Below are 18,827 nucleotides of genomic sequence, written 5' to 3' on the forward strand. Positions count from 1 at the left end.
GCTTCGCTTGCTGGGGGATCGCGTTCCTAGACTGGCGGGTATGACAGCGACCCGATCCGTGCTTGCGGCGCAGGCGACGGACTTTCCCCGGTGGTACCAGGACGTGATTGCCAAAGCCGAGCTCGCCGAGAACGGGCCGGTCCGGGGGACGATGGTGATTCGACCGTACGGGTACGGGATCTGGGAGTTGTTGCAGCAGGCAATGGATCGCCGGATCAAGGCGACCGGGGCCGAGAACGCGTACTTCCCGTTGCTGATCCCCGAGAGCTATCTGCAGCGGGAGGCCGAGCATGTCGAAGGTTTCAGCCCCGAGCTGGCCGTCGTCACGCATGCCGGGGGCAAGGAGCTCGAGGAGGCTGCCGTCATCCGCCCGACGTCGGAGACGATCGTCGGTGAGTACTTGGCCAAGTGGGTGCAGAGCTACCGCGATCTTCCGTTGCTGCTGAACCAGTGGGCCAACGTCGTGCGGTGGGAGCTGCGGCCGCGGGTGTTCCTGCGGACAACGGAGTTCCTGTGGCAGGAGGGGCATACGGCGCACGCGTCCGCCGCGGACGCTCGTGCTTATGCGATCCGGATCCTGCAGGAGGTGTATCGCGACATCATGGTCAACCACCTCGCGATTCCGGTGGTCGTGGGCCGGAAAACGCGGCGGGAGCGGTTTGCCGGGGCGGTGAACACGATGACGCTCGAAGGGATGACCGGCGACGGCAAGGCGTTGCAGCTGGGCACCTCGCACGAGCTCGGGCAGAACTTCGCCCGCGCCTTCGACATCGGTTATCTGCCGGCCGAGGGCCGGCGCGAGCATGCCTGGACGACGTCCTGGGGCACCAGTACGCGGATGCTCGGCGGGCTGATCATGGTGCACGGTGACGACGCAGGTCTGCGGATTCCGCCGAACGCCGCGCCCACGCAGGTCGTGGTCCTGGCGGTGCGCGACGAAACCCTCGAAGCCGCGCACCGCGTCGCCGCCGACCTGCGGGCCGCCGGCGTCCGGGTCCAGGTCGACACGCGCACCGACCAGCCCTTCGGACGACGTGCGATCGGCTGGGAGCTCAAGGGCGTCCCGATCCGGATCGAGCTCGGCCCGCGCGACCTGCAGTCCGGTGTGGCGACCGTCGTCCGCCGGCTGCGCACCTCGGAGAAGACCACAGCCGACCTCGGCAGCCTCACCGCAACCGTCGCCGAGTCCCTGGCTGCCGACCAGGCTTGGCTGCTCGACGAAGCGACCAAACGTCGAGACGCCCGGACGACGGCAGTCACCACCGTCGACGAGGCTCTCGAAGCGCGTGACTGGGTGACGATCCCGTACGACGCCGTCGGCGAAGCCGGCGAGGACCGCCTGGCCGCAGCCGGCCTGACCGTCCGCTGCCTGCAGCGCGCCGACGGCTCCCTGCCGACGGAGGACGACGAGCGCGGGCTGATCGCATTCGTCGCTCGGGCCTACTAAGCGGACCCCCACCACCCACCAACCTGCCGGCGGACCGGCGACACGCCGTAGTTGACGGCGTGTCGCGCGGTTACCCGAGAGTTGCTGAGTGGTGGCGGTTCGGCTCAGTCGTTGTACGCGTCTGCCTCCAGCCGCAAACCGCTGACTGACGTAGGCGTGGTGACCGTGACGGCCCGGGATTCGCCGGGGAGGAGCCAGAAGTAGTTGTCGGTATAGGTGGCAGGCAGGACGCGTTCGCCGTTCCGGTCGCGGAGCGACAACCTGATCAGCGCCGCGACCGTCTTGCCGGTGTTGCGCACAGTCGCCGTCAGTTTGCCGCGGCTTGCGGTGGAGCGGACGTCGAGCCGGGCGGCCGGCAGCGCGTTCAGCTGCTGGACGTCGGTCGCCTTGCGGTAGCGCCAGTAGGTGTTCTCCGACAACACCTTGCCCTGCGCATCGACCAGTTTGAGCCGGAGCAGGTGCAACGCCGGGAGCTCGGCGCCGAAGTCCACCTTGAACGACTCAGTCTTGTTGCTAGCAGCAACAGATATAGCAGCGGACTTCGAACCCAGTTTGGCGCCGTTGAGGTCGTAGAGATCCGCGACGATCGTGGCCGACAGCGGCGCTGTGGTGTGGTTGAGGGCGACCGTCGTCCAGTCCGTCGGGTTGGCCTGGACGTGGATCGGCTCGCAGCCCTTGCGGGCGCCGTAGTAGCTGCCGTTCACGTCGAGGTCGTAGTCGTAGGTCTGCCAGACCGTCGAATGCCAGGCCGGGTGCGACATCCAGAGCAGCAGCGCCGAGGCGTCCGTCCACAGATTCGCGTTCCAGGCCTCGAACATCGCCCGCATGTTCTCGTAGTTCACGAACTGCGCCTTACGGGTGAACTCCGTCAGCCCGCTCGACGATCCGAGCCGCTCGTCGATCGCGCCCAGGTACGTCGCCGGCCGCTGGTTCCCGTGTTCGGACCAGTCGTGGTGGTACCACGGCATCCCGATCGGCCAGCCCGCCTCGCCGTCCCCGACCAGGTTCCGCATACTCTCGATCACCGGGATCGTCGGCATCCCGATCTCGGTGTGGAAACCGAAGTTGAAGGTGTCGTAGGTGTTCGCGTCGAAATACTTGACCGGGTCGACCCAGTAGTACGGCCCGTGCCCGGAGACGAACCCGGCCGCCGAGTCCGGCAGGTACAGGATCTCGTCGTCCTCGGCCCGGATCGCGGCCTGGATCCCCTCGTGGATCGCGGGCGGCGGGTGCTGCTCGTTGGCCGCGCACCAGACCACGATCGACGGGTGCGTGCGGTACCGGACGATGGTGTCGCGGGCGATGTCGACGTACCCGGGCAGGTTGTCGCTGAACGGGCCGGCCTCCCAGAAGTCGTTCCAGACCAGGATGCCGTTCTCGTCGCAGGCCTGGTAGAACTCCTCGCGAGTGCTGGAGCCGATCCAGTTCCGGATCATCGTGAAGTTCATGTCGCGGTGCATGCCGATCACCGCGTCCATCTTCTCCTTCGGCATCCGGCGCAACAGCTCGTCCCAGCCCCAGTTGCCGCCGCGGACGAAGACGCGGACGCCGTTCACGCTGATCTTGAGCGGGATCGGCGCATTGTTGACCTCCTGCACCTTGCGCCACTCGTTGCCGTCGTCCGAGACCTGGATCTCGAACAGCGACGCGTACGCCGTCTCCCACAGCAGCTCGATCCGGTCGAAGCTCTTCGCCGCGCCGAGATCGACCTGGATCCACTCGTTGTCGTTGTACGCCGAGGACCAGCGACTGCGGTCGTTACCGTCGATCGCGTTCGCGGCCGGGCTGCCGTCGTCCGACGAAGCCGTCGCGGCGCCGGCGCGGGCGAGATCGACCGACGGGTCCGCACTGTCCTTGATCGCCAGCGTCCACAGCGAATAGCCCCAGCCGGTCGCGCGCCGGCGTCCCTGGATCCGGACGAACTTCGCGGTCTGCCGCGGGATCGAGACCGTCTGCGCGGCGCTGTTGGTGGCCGGGTCGACCTTGATCGGGATCTCGTAGTCGTAGCCGAACTCGCGGATACCGAACGTCGTCTTCCGGCTGTCGCTCTTGCTGCTGCCGACGAGTGCGGTGTAGGTGAGCTCGTGCAGGGCCGGATCGCCGTACCCGTTGGGCCACCAGAGCTTCGGCTTGTCGATCGTGACGGTGTCGAAGACGACGTTCACCGTCGCTCCGGCGGCGACCGTCACGGTCTTGCTCGCCGTCCGCCCGTCGAAGGCGGTCTTGACCGTGATCGTCTTCGCGCTCGTCGCCGCGTTCCGAACCGGGATGGTGATCGCGACCGTCGCGCGCTCCCGGCTCGGCACCTTGGTCACGACCCGCGGGTCGCCCAGGACGGCGTCCCCGGTGAAGCGCAGCCGGACGTGGTTCCAGATGCCGGCCGCGCGGTCGCGGACCGCGGGCATCCAGTCCCAGCCGGACGCCGCCAGCAGCGTCGGCGAGTCCAGATACAACGTCGCGGCCTGGACGAACGCCTGGCCCGCATCGCCTTTGTCACCAGCGGATCCGGGGTGCGGCATCGGCGTGATCTTCACCGCGAGCCCGTTCTTCGCCTTCAGCGCGGCCGTCACGTCGAGCGCCGTCCGCGCGAACGGGTGCTTGACCGTGCCGACCGAGACGCCGTTCAGCCAGACGTCGGCCTGGTGGTTGATCCCGTCGAACTCCAGCCAGACCCGCGATCCCGAGCCCGTCGGGCGATCGAACTTCCGGTGGTACCACCACACGTGCCGGCTGAGCGCCTCCGGGATCTCGAGGTTGTTCATCCCCTCGACCGGATCGGGGAACTGGCCCTGTTCCACCAGCGCACCGAGGACCGTGCCGGGCACGACCGCGGGCAGCCAGGCCGAGGTGTCCTTACCCGCCTGCGCGAGCGCCGCGCCGTCCGACGTACCGACGAAGTCGTCCATCGTCAGCGTCCAGCCGGACTCGATCGGGAACGTGCCGTCCGCGGCCTTGGTCAGCGCCGGCGGCCGGTCGCTGTGCTTGCCGAAGTCCGTCCAGCCGGTGACGGCCGGGCGGCTGCCGCTGGTGCCGTAGACCTGGAAGCCGTTCAGGCCGAGGGCGTTGGTGTTGGCCTGGCGGCTCGCGGTCAGCCGCACGTACTGCGCTGTGACCGGGCTGTCGAGTGTGACGTCGACAGTGCCACCAGCACTGTCGGTCGCCTGATGCACAGTTCGCCACGAAGCGCCGTCGGTCGAGATGTCGACGCGGAAATCCAGCGGCGAACTGGAGAGCAATTCCTGGCCGGTCGTGTTGCCGTACGGGTTCCACGGGGTGAAGTCGAAAGGCGGGTCCTGCGCGGTCGCCTCGAAGGTGAGCCGGACGGACTCGACCCGGCATTTCCCCTGCAGATCGACCACGATCCACTGCGGGTCCTTACCGGCGGCCCGCCAGCCCGAGCCGCGGACGCCGGGCACGGCCAGCCCGTCGACGGCGAACTCCGGCGGCGTCGCGGCGTACGCCGTCGAGGAAGCGCTGACGGGGCGGTACTTCGCGAGATCGGTCGCGGCCGCCTTGGCAGCTGGGGCCTGAGCCGCCCCAGCTGTTGCGGCCGGCAGTGTGACGCTGGCCAGCAGTCCACCACTGGCGGCCAGGAACGTACGACGGGACAGCGGATCGGGTACCACGAGAGCCTCCCAGGGCGGCGGGAAATATGCGCAGAAACAACCACCGGGGAAGTTACTTCAACCGATCAAGTATGTCGAGAGGGAATCAGCGGGCCAGGTATTTCCGAACGTCATCGGCAACCTGCGCCCGGTGCGCCATCGCGTATTTGCGCAAAATCGCACTCAGATGCGTCTTTACGGTATTGAGGCTGATCCCGAGTTCGGCCGCGAGCTGGTCGTTGTCGAGCCCGTCGGCGAGCAGGACGGCGATCCCCTGCTGGGCCTTGGTCAACCCGGCGAAGCGGCGTTCGGGCCCCTCGTCGGTCTCCATCAGCATCTCGATCAGCTCGGACTGGATGTGCTCGGTGGTGTCGATGATCCGGCTCAGATGACCGTGCGCCTCGGTCTCGCCCAGCGCCTCGACCGCGATCTCCCGGATCGCCGCGATCCGGTGCACGAGGTACTCCATCACGTGGTCCGAGGTCAGCAGGTTCGGCCCGATGTCACCGGCCGGCAACCGCCGTAACGCCTCCCGATCCTCCCCCTCGCGGGTCAGCACCCGCTCCACGACCCCAGCCAGCCACTCGAACGCCCGGACGGCGTTGTCGTCGTAACTACGCGCCTCGTAGCTCTGCATCGACAACATCCCGAACAGCTGGTCCGGCCCATCCTTCGCCGGCCGGAAGATCGGCACCGTGACCACATCCGCCGACCGCCGTCCGACCGCCCCGATCGGCACCCCGGCATGCAGCGCGGACCCGTTGTCGTACGCGTACCGATACGTCTGCCGATGCTTCAACAACCACGCCGTCTGCCCATTCGGCCCGTAGCTGTGCGTATCCGGCGCGACATAACGCCCATCGTCGTACCCGTACGGATACCGCACCCGATTGGCCCCGTGCAGAAACCCCACGAAGAACGTGTCCACCCGCGCGACTTTGGCCACCACCACCCGCACATAGTCGTACAGGCCGTAGTGATCGGCGCGGAACAGCGCCTCGATCTTGTGATAGGCCTCGCGCAGGATGATCGCGGTCTCGGCGTCAACCCTGAGCGGAGCCGCACCCGCCTCCGGCACGACACACTCCTGCTCCATCGATCAACTACGAATTTTGCCGAAGCCGCGGCCGGATGCCAAGCGATTCAAGCGCTTCGATTGATCGATACAGCAGTCGCGGGTGGGGTTCGGAGCCTCCGAGTCGCCCTCCCAAGCCTCGGTCGTACTCCCGTCCGCCACCCGCGACCACGTCCGGAACGCCGGCTGTCCCGCGACTCTCGACCCCACCTGAGATCGAAAGGCCCCCTGCGGTTGCCCGGGGTTCCCTCCCCCCTGCTGACTACAGCGTGCCACCGGGATCCGGGGGTTGCCTATCGCTCGCCGGATTAGCTGGTTGTGCTCTCAACCTCACCCCGGGAATGACTCACCAACTGGTGTCGAGGGGTTTGCCTTCGGCGTAGCCGGCGGCGGTCTGGAGGCCGACGACGGCCTTCTCGTGGAATTCGGCGAGGTTCGCGGCGCCGACGTACGTGCAGGAGCTGCGGATGCCGGAGACGATCGCGTCCAGGACGTCCTCGACGCTGGGGGTCTTGGGGTCGAGGTACATCCGGGCCGACGAGATGCCCTCCTCGAAGATCGCTTTGCGGGCGCGCTGGAACGGGGTGTCGTCGACCGTGCGCAGCCGCACCGCGCGCGCCGACGCCATCCCGAAGCTCTCCTTGTAGATGCGGCCGTCGCTGTCGCGATGCGCGTCGCCGGGCGACTCGTAGGTGCCGGCGAACCACGAGCCGATCATCACGCTCGACGCCCCGGCGGCCAGCGCCAGCGCGACGTCCCGTGGGTAGCGGACGCCGCCGTCCGCCCAGACGTGTTTACCCAGCTCACGCGCGCGGGCCGCGCACTCCAGCACCGCCGAGAACTGCGGCCGCCCGACCGCGGTCTGCATCCGCGTCGTACACATCGCGCCCGGACCGACGCCGACCTTCACGATATCCGCGCCGGCCGCGACCAGATCGCTCACGCCCTCGGCGGTGACGACGTTCCCCGCGACGACCGGCACCTCGGGATCGAGGCTCTTCACGATCTTCAGTACGTCGAGCATCCGCTCCTGGTGCCCGTGCGCGGTGTCGATCACCAGGACGTCGATTCCCGTGTCCAGCAAGGCTTTCGCGCGCTGCTCGACGTCCCCGTTGATCCCGATCGCCGCCGCCACCCGCAGCCGGTTGCGGGCATCCAGCGCCGGCTCGTACAAGGTCGCCCGGAGGGCCCGCTGCCGGGTGAGGATGCCGACGATCGTCCCGGCCGCGTCCACCACCGGCGCGAGTCGATGCCGCCCGTCGTGCAACTGATCGAACGCCGCCTCGGGATCAATCCCGGCCGGCACCGTCAGCAGCTCCCGCGACATCACCGCCGCCAACTGCGTGAACCGATCCACCCCCGCGCAGTCCGCCTCGGTCACCACCCCGACCGGCCGCCCGCCGTCAACCACCACCACCGCCCCGTGCCCCCGCTTGGGCAGCAGGTTCAACGCCTCCCCCACCGTCCCCGACGGCGGCAGCACCAGCGCCGTGTCATGCACCGGATCCCGTTCCTTGACCCAGGCAACAACCTCCGCCACCACCGGCACCGGAATGTCCTGCGGAATCACCGCCAGCCCACCACACCGAGCGATCGTCTCCGCCATCCGCCGCCCCGACACCGCCGTCATATTCGCGGCCACCACCGGAATCGACGCCCCACTCCCGTCCCCCGTCGCCAGATCGACATCCAGCCGCGAAGTCACCCGCGACCGACCCGGCACCAGAAAAACGTCACTGAACGTCAAATCCCCCGCAGGCTCCCGATCAAGATGAAACCGCATACCCATCCCTCCGCCGCCGACCCCACCACCCTCCCACCCACCCCCACCCCTCACAAGCAACCCCGGGGCGACATCTCAGCCTTCGTCCAAGAGTCTGCTCCTCGGCGCGCACACCCTCGCTGCGAGCAACCAAGCCGCCGACCTCACCCACCGAGATCCGCCGCCTGGTCGAGCGCGCGGCGCGGCAGTTCGATCCGACCGACCCGACGTCGCCGATGGGCAAGCTCACCCAGCAGCTCGAGCAGCGCCACGGCGAGCTCACCACGAAAGTCGAGGAGCTGACGACCACTCTGAAACTCCAGCAGGCCAAGGCCGAGCTCGCCAGCGTCACCCCACTCAAGGGCGACGCCTTCGAGGGCGCCCTCCACCAACTGTTGGGTGGTATCGCTTCCGCGGTCGGCGACGAGTACGCCGAGACCGGGACGCGAGTGGGTCGGGTGCCGCGTAGCAGGAAGGGGGACGGCGTGCTGACGGTCGCCGGCGCGGCTCGCGTGGTGCTGGAGATGACTGACTCGGCGCGGACCGGGTGGGGTGAGTACTTCGATGAGGCGGAGCGAAACCGGGGCGCGGTGGCGTCGATCGGGATCGTCCGGACGCCGCAGCAGAACGGCGGGCAGTGCCTGCGCGTGCTCGGTCCGCGGCGGATCGTCCTGTCCTTCGACCCGGAGTACGACGATCCCGAGCTGCTGCGCACCGTCATCCTGCTCACCCGCACGGCCGCGCTCGCCGCCGTGGCCCGGAGCGGCGCCGGCGAGGTCGCGACCGCCGAGGAGAAGGTCACTCAGGCCCTCGTCCACCTCGACAAACTCGCCAAGATCAAGCAGCTGGCCAACGGCATCCAGAAGAACGCCGTCCAGCTCGACAGCGAGTGCACCAGCCTGGACGCCGCTATCCGGCGCCTGCTCGACGAGACCCTGGCCGCGCTGGCCGGCGGCTCGGCCCGGGCGGTCGCGTGAGAACGCACGAACCGGCCCTCACCTGGTGGTGAGGGCCGGTTCGCGGTGGGTCAGCGGTGGAGGTCGAAGCGGTCGAGCTCCATGACCTTGTGCCAGGCGGCGACGAAGTCGGTGACGAACTTGGACTTGGCGTCGTCGGAGGCGTAGACCTCGGCGACGGCGCGGAGTTCGGAGTTCGAGCCGAAGACGAGGTCGGCGCGGGTACCGGTCCACTTGACGGCGCCGTCCGCACGGGCCTCGAAGAACTCCTGGCTGCTGTCCGTGGACTTCCACTCGGTGCTCAGGTCGAGCAGGTTCGCGAAGAAGTCGTTGGTCAGGGTGCCGGGGTTCTCGGTGAGGACGCCGTACGCCGAACCGTCGTAGTTGGCGCCGAGGACGCGCAGACCGCCGACGAGGACGGTCAGCTCGGGGGCGCTCAGCGTGAGCAGGTTGGCCTTGTCGAGCAGCAGGTATTCGGCCGGGTAGCGGTTGCCCTTGCCGTTGTAGTTACGGAAACCGTCGGCGGTCGGCTCGAGCGCGGCGAACGAGTCGACGTCCGTCTGCTCCAGCGTCGCGTCCGTCCGGCCCGGGGTGAACGGGACGTCGATGTCGTGGCCCGCGTTCTTCGCGGCCACCTCGACGCCGACGCCGCCGGCCAGCACGATCAGGTCGGCCAGGGAGATCTTCGCGCCGCTGGCGTTGAAACTCTCCTGGATGCCCTCGAGCGTGCGCAGCACCTGGGCGAGCTGGTCGGGGTTGTTGACCTCCCAGCCGGCCTGCGGCTGCAGGCGGATACGGGCGCCGTTCGCGCCACCGCGCTTGTCCGAACCGCGGAAGCTGGACGCCGAGGCCCACGCGGTCGAGACCAGCTGCGACACCGACAGGCCGGACGCCGCGATCTGCGCCTTCAGCGCGGTCACGTCGTCCGCGGAGACGAGGTCGCCCTCGACGGCCGGGACCGGGTCCTGCCAGATCAGCGTCTCGGCCGGAACCTCGGGACCGAGGTAGCGGACGACCGGGCCCATGTCGCGGTGGGTCAGCTTGAACCAGGCCCGCGCGAACGCGTCGGCGAACTGGTCCGGGTTGTCCTTGAAGCGGCGCGAGATCGGCTCGTAGATCGGGTCGAAGCGCAGCGCCAGGTCCGTCGTCAGCATCGTCGGCTTCTTCTTCGGGCCGTCGTACGCGTCCGGGATGATCGCCTCGGCGTCCTTCGCGACCCACTGGTTCGCACCCGACGGGGACTTGGTCAGCTCCCACTCGTAGCCGAACAGGATCTCGAAGAAGTCGTTACCCCACTTGGCCGGCGTCGTCGTCCAGGTGACCTCGAGGCCGCTGGTGATCGCGTCCTTGCCCTTGCCGGAGTTGAAGGTGCTCTTCCAGCCCAGGCCCTGGTGCTCCAGGTCGGCGCCCTCGGGCTCGACGCCGACGTGCTCCTCGGCGTTCCCGGCGCCGTGCGTCTTGCCGAAGGTGTGACCGCCGGCGATCAGCGCCACGGTCTCCTCGTCGTTCATCGCCATCCGGCCGAAGGTCTCGCGGATGTCGCGCGCCGAGGCGATCGGGTCCGGGTTGCCGTTCGGGCCTTCGGGGTTCACGTAGATGAGCCCCATCTGGACGGCGCCCAGCGGCTGCTGCAGCTCGCGGTCGCCGCTGTACCGCTCGTCGTCCAGCCAGCCGGTCTCCGGACCCCAGTAGACGTCCTCCTCCGGCTCCCACACGTCGGCGCGGCCGCCGGCGAAGCCGAAGGTCTGGAAGCCCATCGACTCCAGCGCGACGTTACCGGTCAGGATCAGCAGGTCGGCCCAGGAGATCTTCTGGCCGTACTTCTTCTTCACCGGCCAGAGCAGGCGGCGCGCCTTGTCCAGGTTGGCGTTGTCCGGCCAGCTGTTCAGCGGCGCGAACCGCTGCTGCCCGGCGCCCGCGCCACCGCGGCCGTCGCTGATCCGGTAGGTGCCGGCGCTGTGCCAGGCCATCCGGATCATCAGCGGGCCGTAGTGCCCGAAGTCGGCCGGCCACCAGTCCTGCGAGGTGGTCAGCACGTCGCGGATGTCCGCCTTCACGGCCGCCAGGTCCAGCGTCTGGAACTCCTTGGCGTAGTCGAACTCCTCGCCCAGCGGGTTCGAGACGGCCGGGTTCTTGGCCAGGATCTTCAGGTTCAGCTGGTTCGGCCACCAGCCCCGGTTGGCGTTGCCACTGGTCGGGTGCGCACCCTGACCGTGGGCCACCGGGCAGCCGCCCGCCGCCGCTGCGTCTTCGTGACCGCGGCTCTCCTCGCTGCCTTCACCGGGCAGCGGCTCGTGCCGCTCGTGGTTGTCGGACATCTAGTTCCTTCCAGGACTGGACGTTTTCGTGGTGGAAGTCAGGCGCACTCGGAGCAGAGCCCCCAGTAGATGACCTCGGCCTCGTCGATGACGAACCCGTGGTCGTCCGACGCGTGCAGGCAGGGCGCGTGCCCGACCGCACAGTCGACGTCGGCGATGGCGCCGCAGCTGCGGCACACGACGTGATGGTGGTTGTCGCCCACCCGGGACTCGTAGCGCGCCACCGAGCCGAGCGGCTGGATCCGGCGGACGAGGCCGGCTCCGGTCAGCGTGTGCAGCGAGTCGTAGACCGCCTGGTGCGACACCTCGGGCAGATCGTTGCGCACGGCACCGATCAGCGAGTCGGTGTCCGCATGCGGGTGCGCGTAGACGGCCTGCAGGACGGCGACCCGCGGCCGCGTCACCCGCAGCTCGGCGCCCCGCAGCAACTGCTGGAGCTCCTCGACCGTCGGCACGCTCAGAGTCTCGCGCGTTTTCTGGAATCAGTCAAGATTAGCTAAACCGTCAGGATCAGTCGGTCGCGGCGCCCAGCACCTGGTTGTCCGCGGCCTCGTCGTACCGTTCCTGGGCCTGCTGGACGTCGTCCACGTACGACTCGGCCCAGGTCTGCAGGGCGCGCAGCGGCTCGTGCAGCGTCCGGCCGAGGGGCGTCAGGTGATAGTGGACGCCGTCCTTCGCGACCATGCCGTCCCGTTCGAGCGCGCGCAGGCTGTCCACCAGCACCTTCTTGGTGATGCCGTCGACCTGCCGGTGCAGCTCGCCGAAGCGCAGCGGCTGCTCGTGCAGCAGAATGACGATCATCGCCGTCCACTTGTTCGCGATCCGGGCCAGCGACGCCCGCGACGGGCACTTCGCCGAGAACACCGTCCACTCCCGTGTTTCGGTCACGTTGAAGTAACCACCCTCTCCTCCGGCACGCTGGAATCCCAGCTAACCACGGAGGTCAGACATGTCAGCCATCGATGTCGTAGGCAAGTACGGCGCCGCCGCCGCAGCCGGCGACCTGGAGGCCCTCGCCGCCACCCTGCATCCCGACGCCGTCTGGCACCAGCCAGGTGCCAACCAGCTCTCCGGCGACCACACCGGCCCCGAAGCCATCGTCGCCCACCTCGGCCGGTTCTTCGCCCTCTCCAACGGAACCTTCACCCTGGAGACCACCTCCGCCACCGAATCCGGCGCCCTCGTCTCCACCACCGTCCGCTTCACCGCCCAGCGCGAAGGCCGCCCCGACCTGGACCAGCAAGGTGTGGACATCTTCCGCGTCGTCGGCGACAAGATCGCCGAGATCTGGCTGATCAGCGAGAACCAGCCCGAAGAAGACACCTTCTGGAACTGAAACAAGGCCGGTCCAAGTGGACCGGCCTTGTGCTTTCTTTCAGCCCTTGTACAGGCAGAACGAATAGATCGTCCGCCCCGTGGTCGTCGTGTCGCCACGCGGCTCGAACCACAGCGTGCCGTTCCCGCGCGCCTGATAGTTCAAGCTGACCGTCTTCGTCACCTTGCGCCCCGAAGTCCCGAGCAACGTCGTCGACGTGCTGGACGTCCCCTGCGCCTTCCGCACCCGAATCATCTTCTTGGTGCCCACGATCGAGTACGTGACCTTCACCTTCGCGTTCCCACCCGGCCAGTTCCGGTACGAGAACCCGATCCCCCGCCCCACCGAGTCCGTCTCACTCGACGACCGCACACAAGTCACCGCGGCCGCTTCCCCGACCGCCGGCCCCGCCACCAACCCAGCCGTCAGCATCCCCAACACCAACATCCCGCGCACAACAACTCTCACAACCCACTCCTACCTAGATCGGACCCCGCCAACCTAGAACCCACCCCCGCCATCCCCCTGCCCGTACCTCACCCGTACCACCCCCGGCAACGCGAAAGGCCCGTCCATCAGGACGGGCCTCTGCTTTGGGTGGAGCTGAGGGGATTCGAACCCCTGGCCTCTTCGTTGCGAACGAAGCGCGCTACCAACTGCGCCACAGCCCCAGATCGGTCGCTTCGGGTTTCCCCTGGCGACCGCGAAACTCTAACACGACAGGCCGTCGAGTCTAAAACCGGATTGCTAGTCGCCGACGGCCCGCTTGATCTCCGGCTCCTCGACCACGGGTGGCGGGGTCTCGGCGACGAACGGGGTCTCGGCGGGGTCGGTGGTGCGGGCGCTGGAGAAGACCTCGTCGTCGGTGAGGGAGATGGTCCGGACGGTGCGGTCCGGGGCCTTCTCCTTGAGGACGTACGTCGGGAGCGTGACGGGCACTGGATCCCAGAGGCCTTCGGCGGCCGGGGCCGGCTTCTCGACGACCGGTGCGGGGTCGGCGGGCAGCTTGACCTCGATCGTGAGCTCGTCGTCCGGGGACGGCGCGGGCTTGCCGGCCGGGCCACGGTCGTGCCGGGACTGCGCGCGCGTCCGCCGCTCGGCGGCCAGCCGGGCCCGCTCCTGGGCCTGACGGCGCAGCTGCACCCGAGTGAGGACGACGAAGCCCAGGATGAGCCCACCCGGGATGGCGACCGCCCACCACAGCAGGATGCCGAGGCCGGCCAGCGCTGTGACGGACAGCAGAGAAAGGGTCAGGATCGACAGCACCCGCCGGCGGCGCATAGCGGCCACCCGGCGGGCTCGGTTCGGGACGTACCGCGCAGGCGGCGGCAGGTCCTCGGCGGTGTCCGCCGTCTCGACAGGCTCGGTCGCACCGGCCGGACGGACGACGTACCGCGGCCGCGACGGGTCGCGCGAGAGCACGCGTCCGTCACCGGATGTCGGCACCGAGCGGGTCCTGGCCTCGTCGCTCCGCTTCAGCATCATCGGGACGAGGTAGGCGGCCCACGCGGCGACGATCGCCACATAGATCAATCCTGTCGTCCCCATGCGACGACGCTAGAGCGCCGCGACCAGAACTTCAGGTACGTGCCACGGTGTGTCGCAAGAAGACTCGTGTGACTGATGTGAACAGTACGCAGCGTAATCAGGTCAACCGGGCGACCAGGCCCGGTCCGACCTCTTCCCGGTTGAGCGCGAAGATGCGGTGGTCGCGCCAGTCGCCGTCGATGTGCAGGAAGCGCGGCCGCTCCCCCTCGTACCGGAAGCCGAGCTTGTCGACCACGCGCAGACTGGCCTTGTTCTCCGGCCGGATCGCCACCTCGATGCGGTGCAGCCCGAGCGCGAACCAGCAGTGGTCGGCCGCGAGTGCGACCGCGGTCGGCACGATGCCGCGCCCGGCGTACTGCTCGTCGACCCAGTAGCCGAGGTTGGCCCAGCGGGCCGAGCCGTAGGTGATGCCGGAGACGGTGAGCTGTCCGACGAGCGGCCACTTCGCCCGCGCGCCCGCGCCCGCGGCGCCGCCGTACGTGATGACGAAGGGCAGCATCCGGCCGTAGCGCGCCTGGCGGTTCCAGTCCCGCGCCATCGCGCGGAAGGTGCGGGCGCCGTCGTCCGCACCGGGCGGCTGGGTCGCATCCCACGGGCGGAGCCAGCTGACGTTTCGCTGCCGCGCGGCGGCCCACTCTGCTCCGTCGCCGGCCCGGAGCGGCCGCAGCGCGACCTGGCCGTGCTGCAGCTCGACCGGCCAGTGGACGATCGCCATCAGTCGCCGTCCGTCCGCACGTGGTCGCCGCCACGCACCTGCTCGACCGCATGCCGCAGCAGCGGCTCCAGCACGGCGAGCCCGTCCTTCACGCCACCACGCGATCCGGGCAGGTTCACGATCACCGTCGTACCGGCGACTCCAGCCAGCCCACGGGACAGCGCAGCCGTCGGTACGCCGTTCGCGACGCCGTAGGCCCGGATGGACTCCGCAATGCCCGGCACGACCTTGTCGAGCACGGCGACGGTCTCCTCCGGCGTCCGGTCCGTCGGCGAGATCCCGGTCCCACCTGTCGTCAGTACGACGTCGTACACCGATGCGACCGCAGCACGCAACGCCTCGCCCACCGGAGCGCCGTCCGGCACCACCTGCGGCCCGTCGACGTCGAAACCCCATTCGGTGAGCCGCTCCGCGATCAGCGGGCCGGTGGTGTCGCTGTAGACACCGGCAGCGGCCCGGTTGGACACGCTCACCACCAGCGCCTTCACGAGCGCTCCCACAAACCGGTCTTGCCACCCTCTTTGCGCTCGACGCGGACGTCGGACAGCACAGCAGCCGGGTCCAGCGCCTTCACCATGTCAATGACCGCCAGGCCGGCCACAGCCACCGCAGTGAGCGCCTCCATCTCGACGCCCGTCCGGTCGGTCGTCTTCACGGCCGCAGTGACCAGGACGGCGTCGTCCGCGACCTCGAGGTCGACCTTGACGCCGGTGATAGCGATCGGGTGGCAGAGCGGGACGAGGTCCGGCGTCCGCTTGGCGCCCATGATGCCCGCGATCCGCGCGACCGCCAGCGCGTCGCCCTTCGGCACTCCGTCGCCGCGGAGCGCACCGACCACCTCGGCCGAGACCAGAACCTTGCCGGAGGCAACGGCTCGCCGGGTGCTGGTGTCCTTGGCCGACACGTCCACCATCCGCGCCGCCCCCGTCTCGTCGACGTGGGTCAGCCCGCGGTCGTCCGTCATCGGTTCTCCTCGTCCAGCAGCAAGAGCTCCACCTGATCTCCGGCCCGGACCGACGTCACGTCCTCGGGCACCACGATCAGCGCGTTCGCCCGGCTCAGGCCGCCGAGCAGGTGCGAGCCGTGCCCGCCGACTGTACTGGCCATCCAGCCCTCGTCGCCGGACCTGGCCGCGGCGCGGACGAACTGCCGGCGCCCGGCTGGTGAGCTGAACCCGTCCAGCGACACTCCTCGCGCCAGCGCACGCTGGTACGGCATCTGGCCCATCAGCTTGCGCAGCGCGGGCCGGACAAACACCTCGAAGGAGACGTACGCCGACACCGGGTTCCCGGGCAGCGTGAAGATCGGCACGTCACCGAGCAGCCCGAAGCCCTGTGGCTTGCCAGGCTGCATAGCGACCTCTGGGAAGTCCACCGTCCCGGTTTGGCTCAGCACTTCCTTGACGATGTCGTAGGCGCCCTTGCTGACCCCGCCGGTGGTGACCACGAGGTCGGCACGGGACAGCTGATCGTTCAGCGTGTCCATGATCTTCTTCGGGTCGTCATCGACGATTCCGACCCGGTAGACCTCAGCACCGGCGTCCCGCGCGCAGGCGGCCATCGTGTAGCTGTTCGAGTCGTAGATCTGCCCCTCGCCCAGCGGGCCGCCCAGCTCGCGCAGCTCGGAGCCGGTCGACACCACGACCACCCGCGGTCGGGGACGCGCCTTGACCCGCGCCCGGCCGACAGCGGCCAGCACAGCGACCTGGCGCGGTCCGATCAGGGTGTCCCGGCTCAGCACCTGTTGCCCGACCTGGAGGTCCTCAGCGGCTCGGCGGACCGATCCACCCAGCGGCGGCTGCTGCGTGATCCGAACGTGCACGGTGCCGCCGTCCGTCCACTCCACCGGGACGACGCTGTCCGCGCCGCGCGGCATCGGCGCACCGGTCATGATCCGCACGCAGGTCCCCGGGGTGACCACGATCGGCTCGCTGCGACCCGCCCGCTGCTCACCGATGACAGGCAGCGTGACTGCCGCTTCTGACGTCGCACCGGCCAGATCCTCGGCCCGGACGGCGTACCCGTCCATGGCCGAGTTGTCGAAGCTCGGCAGACTCACCCCCGAGACGATGTCCTCGGCGAGCACCAGCCCGAGCGCTTCCAGTAGCGGTTGGTCGAACGCCGGCAGCGCGGTCACCCGCCCGAGCACAGCCTCCAGATGCTCATCAACACTCCGTCTCACGGAGTTGACCCTAGTCGGTGTGGCGCTCCGGGTGCGCACCCCACACCATCCGGACGTCCGGCGCTCGCTCCTCGTTGGCCGCGCCGTCCGTACGCCGTACTTCGACAAAGCCGTGGGATCGGTAGAACGCCTGGGCGCGCGTGTTGGTCTGAAAAGTCCACAGTGCGAGGCCACCGGGCCGCAGATCCTTGGCCAGCTCGACCAGGGTCGATCCGACGCCACGGCCGACCAGCTCCGGTTCGACGTACAGCTGGTCGAGGTCGTCGCCGTCCAGGGTGAGGACCGCGACGATGCGGCCGTCGTCGAGCCCCACCCAGGTCTGGGCGTCCGGCAGCAGCACGTCGGCGAACCACGTCGCCACCTGCTCCGGGCTGTGGATCGCCGGGGGCAGCTGGGAGCCCTCAGCGTGCCGGGAGCGCCACCAAACCTGCGCTGCCTCGTCGGTGTCGTACGGCTCCAGCGGCCGGATCAGCAGGTCGTCCATCAGCCTTCGAGAACCGTGCCGTCCGGGATCAGCCGCCGCTCGCCGGCCGGAGCCTCGATCTCGACCTCACCGGTCACGGTCACGTCCTTGCCGAACACCACGTCGCCCCGGACCTCCAGCCGGTCCGCCCGGACCAGGGACGGCGCACCGGCCGCGAAGCGGGAGTCGAAGTCGGCCAGGATCCGGTAGTACTCCGGGTCCAGATCGACGTACGGCTCGTCACCCTCGTGGGTCGTGGTCAGGTCGCCGGCGTCGTCCAGCTCGTAGACATCCGAGCGGAGAACGAGCAGGTCGTTCGTGGTCTTGACCGGCTTGAAGCGGCTGCGGTCCACGATGACGGCCTGCGAGCCCTCGAAGGTCTCGATCGCCGTCCCCATCCCGGTCTCCAGCTGGATGACCTTCGGCGACGTCGGGTCAGCCGGGTCGACGGTCTTGCGGTTGACCAGAATCGGCAGACCGAGGATGCCGTCGTGGCCGTCCATCAGCTCGGCCAGCCGGTCCAGGTCGATCCACAGGTTGTTGGTGTTGAACGTGCGGTGCCGGGTGACGTCCTGGAAGTACTGCGTGTCCTCCTCCGCGACCTGCGCGCTGTCCCGCAGGATCAGCCGGCCGTCGGACTTGCGCACGGCGACGTGACCGCCCTTGCGGTCGGAGCGTGTCCGCCGGCAGACCTCCATGCCGAACGGAACGTCGTGCTCGGCCATCCAGGCCGCGATCCGCGGGTCCGCCGTCGCACCGAGGTTGTCGGCGTTCGAGATGAACGCATGGCGGAAGCCGCGCTCGCGGAGCGCGTCCAGCGCGCCGGAGGCGACCAGCGCGGTGAACAGGTCGCCGTGGCCCGGCGGGCACCACGCCAGCTCCGGGTCGGGCTCCCACTCGGCCGGCGTGAGGTCGTCGACCAGGAGCTTCGGCTCCATGTTCTGCAGGAAGTCCAGCGGGACGCCGTCGACCGGGAGCCCGTCGTACTCGCCGAGGACGCGCAGCGACTCCTCGCGGGTGCGGAACGAGTTCATCAGGACGAGCGGTAGCGGTACGTCGTACTTGCGCCGCGTGCTCAGGATCTGCCGGGCGATGATGTCGAGGAAGCTGAGCCCGTCCTTGACCGGTAGCGCGGACTTCGGCCCGGTGACGCCCATCGACGTCCCGAGGCCGCCGTTGAGCTTGATCACCACGGTGCCGGACAGCGCGTCCCGCATGGCGTCGGTGTCCGGGTCGAGGTGGTCCAGGTGCGGCAGCTCACCGACCGGCTCGATGTCGTCCTCACGGATCTTCCCCTGCTGACCGGCCTCCAGCAGCCGGTAGTAGTGGGTGAACACCCGGATCGCGACGTCCGCAACGCCAGCCGCGCGCATCTTCTCCTGAGCCTGCTGTAACCCGGCCTCACTCATATGACAACCCTAGGGGACACGGAGCAATCGCAG

17 protein-coding genes and 1 tRNA gene are annotated in these 18,827 nt (G+C 69.0%); 3 read left to right on the forward strand and 15 right to left on the reverse strand.

Annotated features, from left to right (window positions below; all coding sequences use genetic code 11):
- The first annotated feature begins 40 nt into the window (after positions 1-40).
- Positions 41-1,447: a proline--tRNA ligase gene (gene proS, locus ACZ6ZD_RS02305; RefSeq protein WP_465667508.1), complete on the forward strand. Its 1,407-nt coding sequence runs from the start codon at positions 41-43 to the stop codon at positions 1,445-1,447.
- A 104-nt stretch (positions 1,448-1,551) separates the two neighbouring features.
- On the opposite strand, the gene ACZ6ZD_RS02310 is transcribed toward proS, so the two are convergent.
- The 3 genes from ACZ6ZD_RS02310 to ACZ6ZD_RS02320 all read right to left on the reverse strand — a co-directional run bounded on the left by ACZ6ZD_RS02310 (position 1,552) and on the right by ACZ6ZD_RS02320 (position 7,910).
- Entirely contained in the window at positions 1,552-5,073 is a 3,522-nt protein-coding gene (locus ACZ6ZD_RS02310) for a discoidin domain-containing protein (RefSeq protein WP_465667510.1), read from the reverse strand.
- Between the two features lie 85 nt (positions 5,074-5,158).
- The gene (locus ACZ6ZD_RS02315) at positions 5,159-6,148 is read right to left on the reverse strand and encodes a helix-turn-helix transcriptional regulator (RefSeq protein WP_465667512.1); all 990 of its coding nucleotides are present in this window, start codon (positions 6,146-6,148) and stop codon (positions 5,159-5,161) included.
- A 325-nt stretch (positions 6,149-6,473) separates the two neighbouring features.
- The gene (locus ACZ6ZD_RS02320; protein ID WP_465667514.1) at positions 6,474-7,910 is read right to left on the reverse strand and encodes a GuaB1 family IMP dehydrogenase-related protein; all 1,437 of its coding nucleotides are present in this window, start codon (positions 7,908-7,910) and stop codon (positions 6,474-6,476) included.
- 215 nt (positions 7,911-8,125) lie between these two features.
- Here ACZ6ZD_RS02320 and ACZ6ZD_RS02325 point away from each other — a divergent pair, with 215 nt between their 5' ends.
- Positions 8,126-8,866, forward strand: coding sequence for a hypothetical protein (locus ACZ6ZD_RS02325; RefSeq protein ID WP_465667517.1), 741 nt, complete (start codon positions 8,126-8,128; stop codon positions 8,864-8,866).
- A gap of 50 nt (positions 8,867-8,916) precedes the next feature.
- Here ACZ6ZD_RS02325 and katG read toward each other — a convergent pair whose 3' ends face one another.
- The 3 genes from katG to ACZ6ZD_RS02340 are packed head-to-tail and all read right to left on the reverse strand — an operon-like array spanning position 8,917 to position 12,051.
- Entirely contained in the window at positions 8,917-11,163 is a 2,247-nt protein-coding gene (gene katG, locus ACZ6ZD_RS02330; protein ID WP_465667519.1) for a catalase/peroxidase HPI, read from the reverse strand.
- 38 nt (positions 11,164-11,201) lie between these two features.
- Positions 11,202-11,618 (reverse strand): Fur family transcriptional regulator, encoded by a 417-nt coding sequence (locus ACZ6ZD_RS02335; RefSeq protein WP_465667521.1) that lies wholly within the window; start codon positions 11,616-11,618, stop codon positions 11,202-11,204.
- Between the two features lie 55 nt (positions 11,619-11,673).
- Positions 11,674-12,051 carry a winged helix-turn-helix transcriptional regulator gene (locus ACZ6ZD_RS02340; protein ID WP_465667523.1) on the reverse strand — a complete coding sequence of 126 codons (378 nt, stop codon included), beginning with the start codon at positions 12,049-12,051 and terminating at the stop codon, positions 11,674-11,676.
- A gap of 61 nt (positions 12,052-12,112) precedes the next feature.
- On the opposite strand from ACZ6ZD_RS02340, the gene ACZ6ZD_RS02345 reads away from it, so the two are divergent.
- Positions 12,113-12,499 (forward strand): nuclear transport factor 2 family protein, encoded by a 387-nt coding sequence (locus ACZ6ZD_RS02345; protein ID WP_465667525.1) that lies wholly within the window; start codon positions 12,113-12,115, stop codon positions 12,497-12,499.
- Between the two features lie 39 nt (positions 12,500-12,538).
- Here ACZ6ZD_RS02345 and ACZ6ZD_RS02350 read toward each other — a convergent pair whose 3' ends face one another.
- From ACZ6ZD_RS02350 to ACZ6ZD_RS02390, 9 genes are all read right to left on the reverse strand, one after another.
- Positions 12,539-12,946: a hypothetical protein gene (locus tag ACZ6ZD_RS02350; RefSeq protein WP_465667527.1), complete on the reverse strand. Its 408-nt coding sequence runs from the start codon at positions 12,944-12,946 to the stop codon at positions 12,539-12,541.
- 130 nt (positions 12,947-13,076) lie between these two features.
- A tRNA-Ala gene (locus ACZ6ZD_RS02355) sits at positions 13,077-13,149 on the reverse strand.
- A 76-nt stretch (positions 13,150-13,225) separates the two neighbouring features.
- On the reverse strand, positions 13,226-14,026 hold the full coding sequence (gene sepX / locus ACZ6ZD_RS02360) for a divisome protein SepX/GlpR (RefSeq protein ID WP_465667529.1): 801 nt from the start codon (positions 14,024-14,026) through the stop codon (positions 13,226-13,228).
- A 97-nt stretch (positions 14,027-14,123) separates the two neighbouring features.
- The gene (locus ACZ6ZD_RS02365; protein ID WP_465667531.1) at positions 14,124-14,741 is read right to left on the reverse strand and encodes a GNAT family N-acetyltransferase; all 618 of its coding nucleotides are present in this window, start codon (positions 14,739-14,741) and stop codon (positions 14,124-14,126) included.
- The gene (locus ACZ6ZD_RS02370; RefSeq protein WP_465667533.1) at positions 14,741-15,229 is read right to left on the reverse strand and encodes a MogA/MoaB family molybdenum cofactor biosynthesis protein; all 489 of its coding nucleotides are present in this window, start codon (positions 15,227-15,229) and stop codon (positions 14,741-14,743) included. The genes ACZ6ZD_RS02365 and ACZ6ZD_RS02370 overlap by 1 nt, the downstream gene beginning before the upstream one ends.
- On the reverse strand, positions 15,226-15,705 hold the full coding sequence (gene moaC, locus ACZ6ZD_RS02375; protein WP_465667535.1) for a cyclic pyranopterin monophosphate synthase MoaC: 480 nt from the start codon (positions 15,703-15,705) through the stop codon (positions 15,226-15,228). The genes ACZ6ZD_RS02370 and moaC overlap by 4 nt, the downstream gene beginning before the upstream one ends.
- Positions 15,702-16,922, reverse strand: coding sequence for a molybdotransferase-like divisome protein Glp (glp, locus tag ACZ6ZD_RS02380; protein ID WP_465667537.1), 1,221 nt, complete (start codon positions 16,920-16,922; stop codon positions 15,702-15,704). Before glp ends, moaC begins: the two co-directional genes overlap by 4 nt.
- 10 nt (positions 16,923-16,932) lie before the next feature.
- On the reverse strand, positions 16,933-17,406 hold the full coding sequence (locus ACZ6ZD_RS02385; protein WP_465667539.1) for a GNAT family N-acetyltransferase: 474 nt from the start codon (positions 17,404-17,406) through the stop codon (positions 16,933-16,935).
- Positions 17,406-18,794 (reverse strand): UTP--glucose-1-phosphate uridylyltransferase, encoded by a 1,389-nt coding sequence (locus ACZ6ZD_RS02390; RefSeq protein WP_465667541.1) that lies wholly within the window; start codon positions 18,792-18,794, stop codon positions 17,406-17,408. Before ACZ6ZD_RS02390 ends, ACZ6ZD_RS02385 begins: the two co-directional genes overlap by 1 nt.
- Positions 18,795-18,827: the final 33 nt, after the last annotated feature.

The organism is Kribbella sp. NPDC104218 (assembly GCF_055584105.1).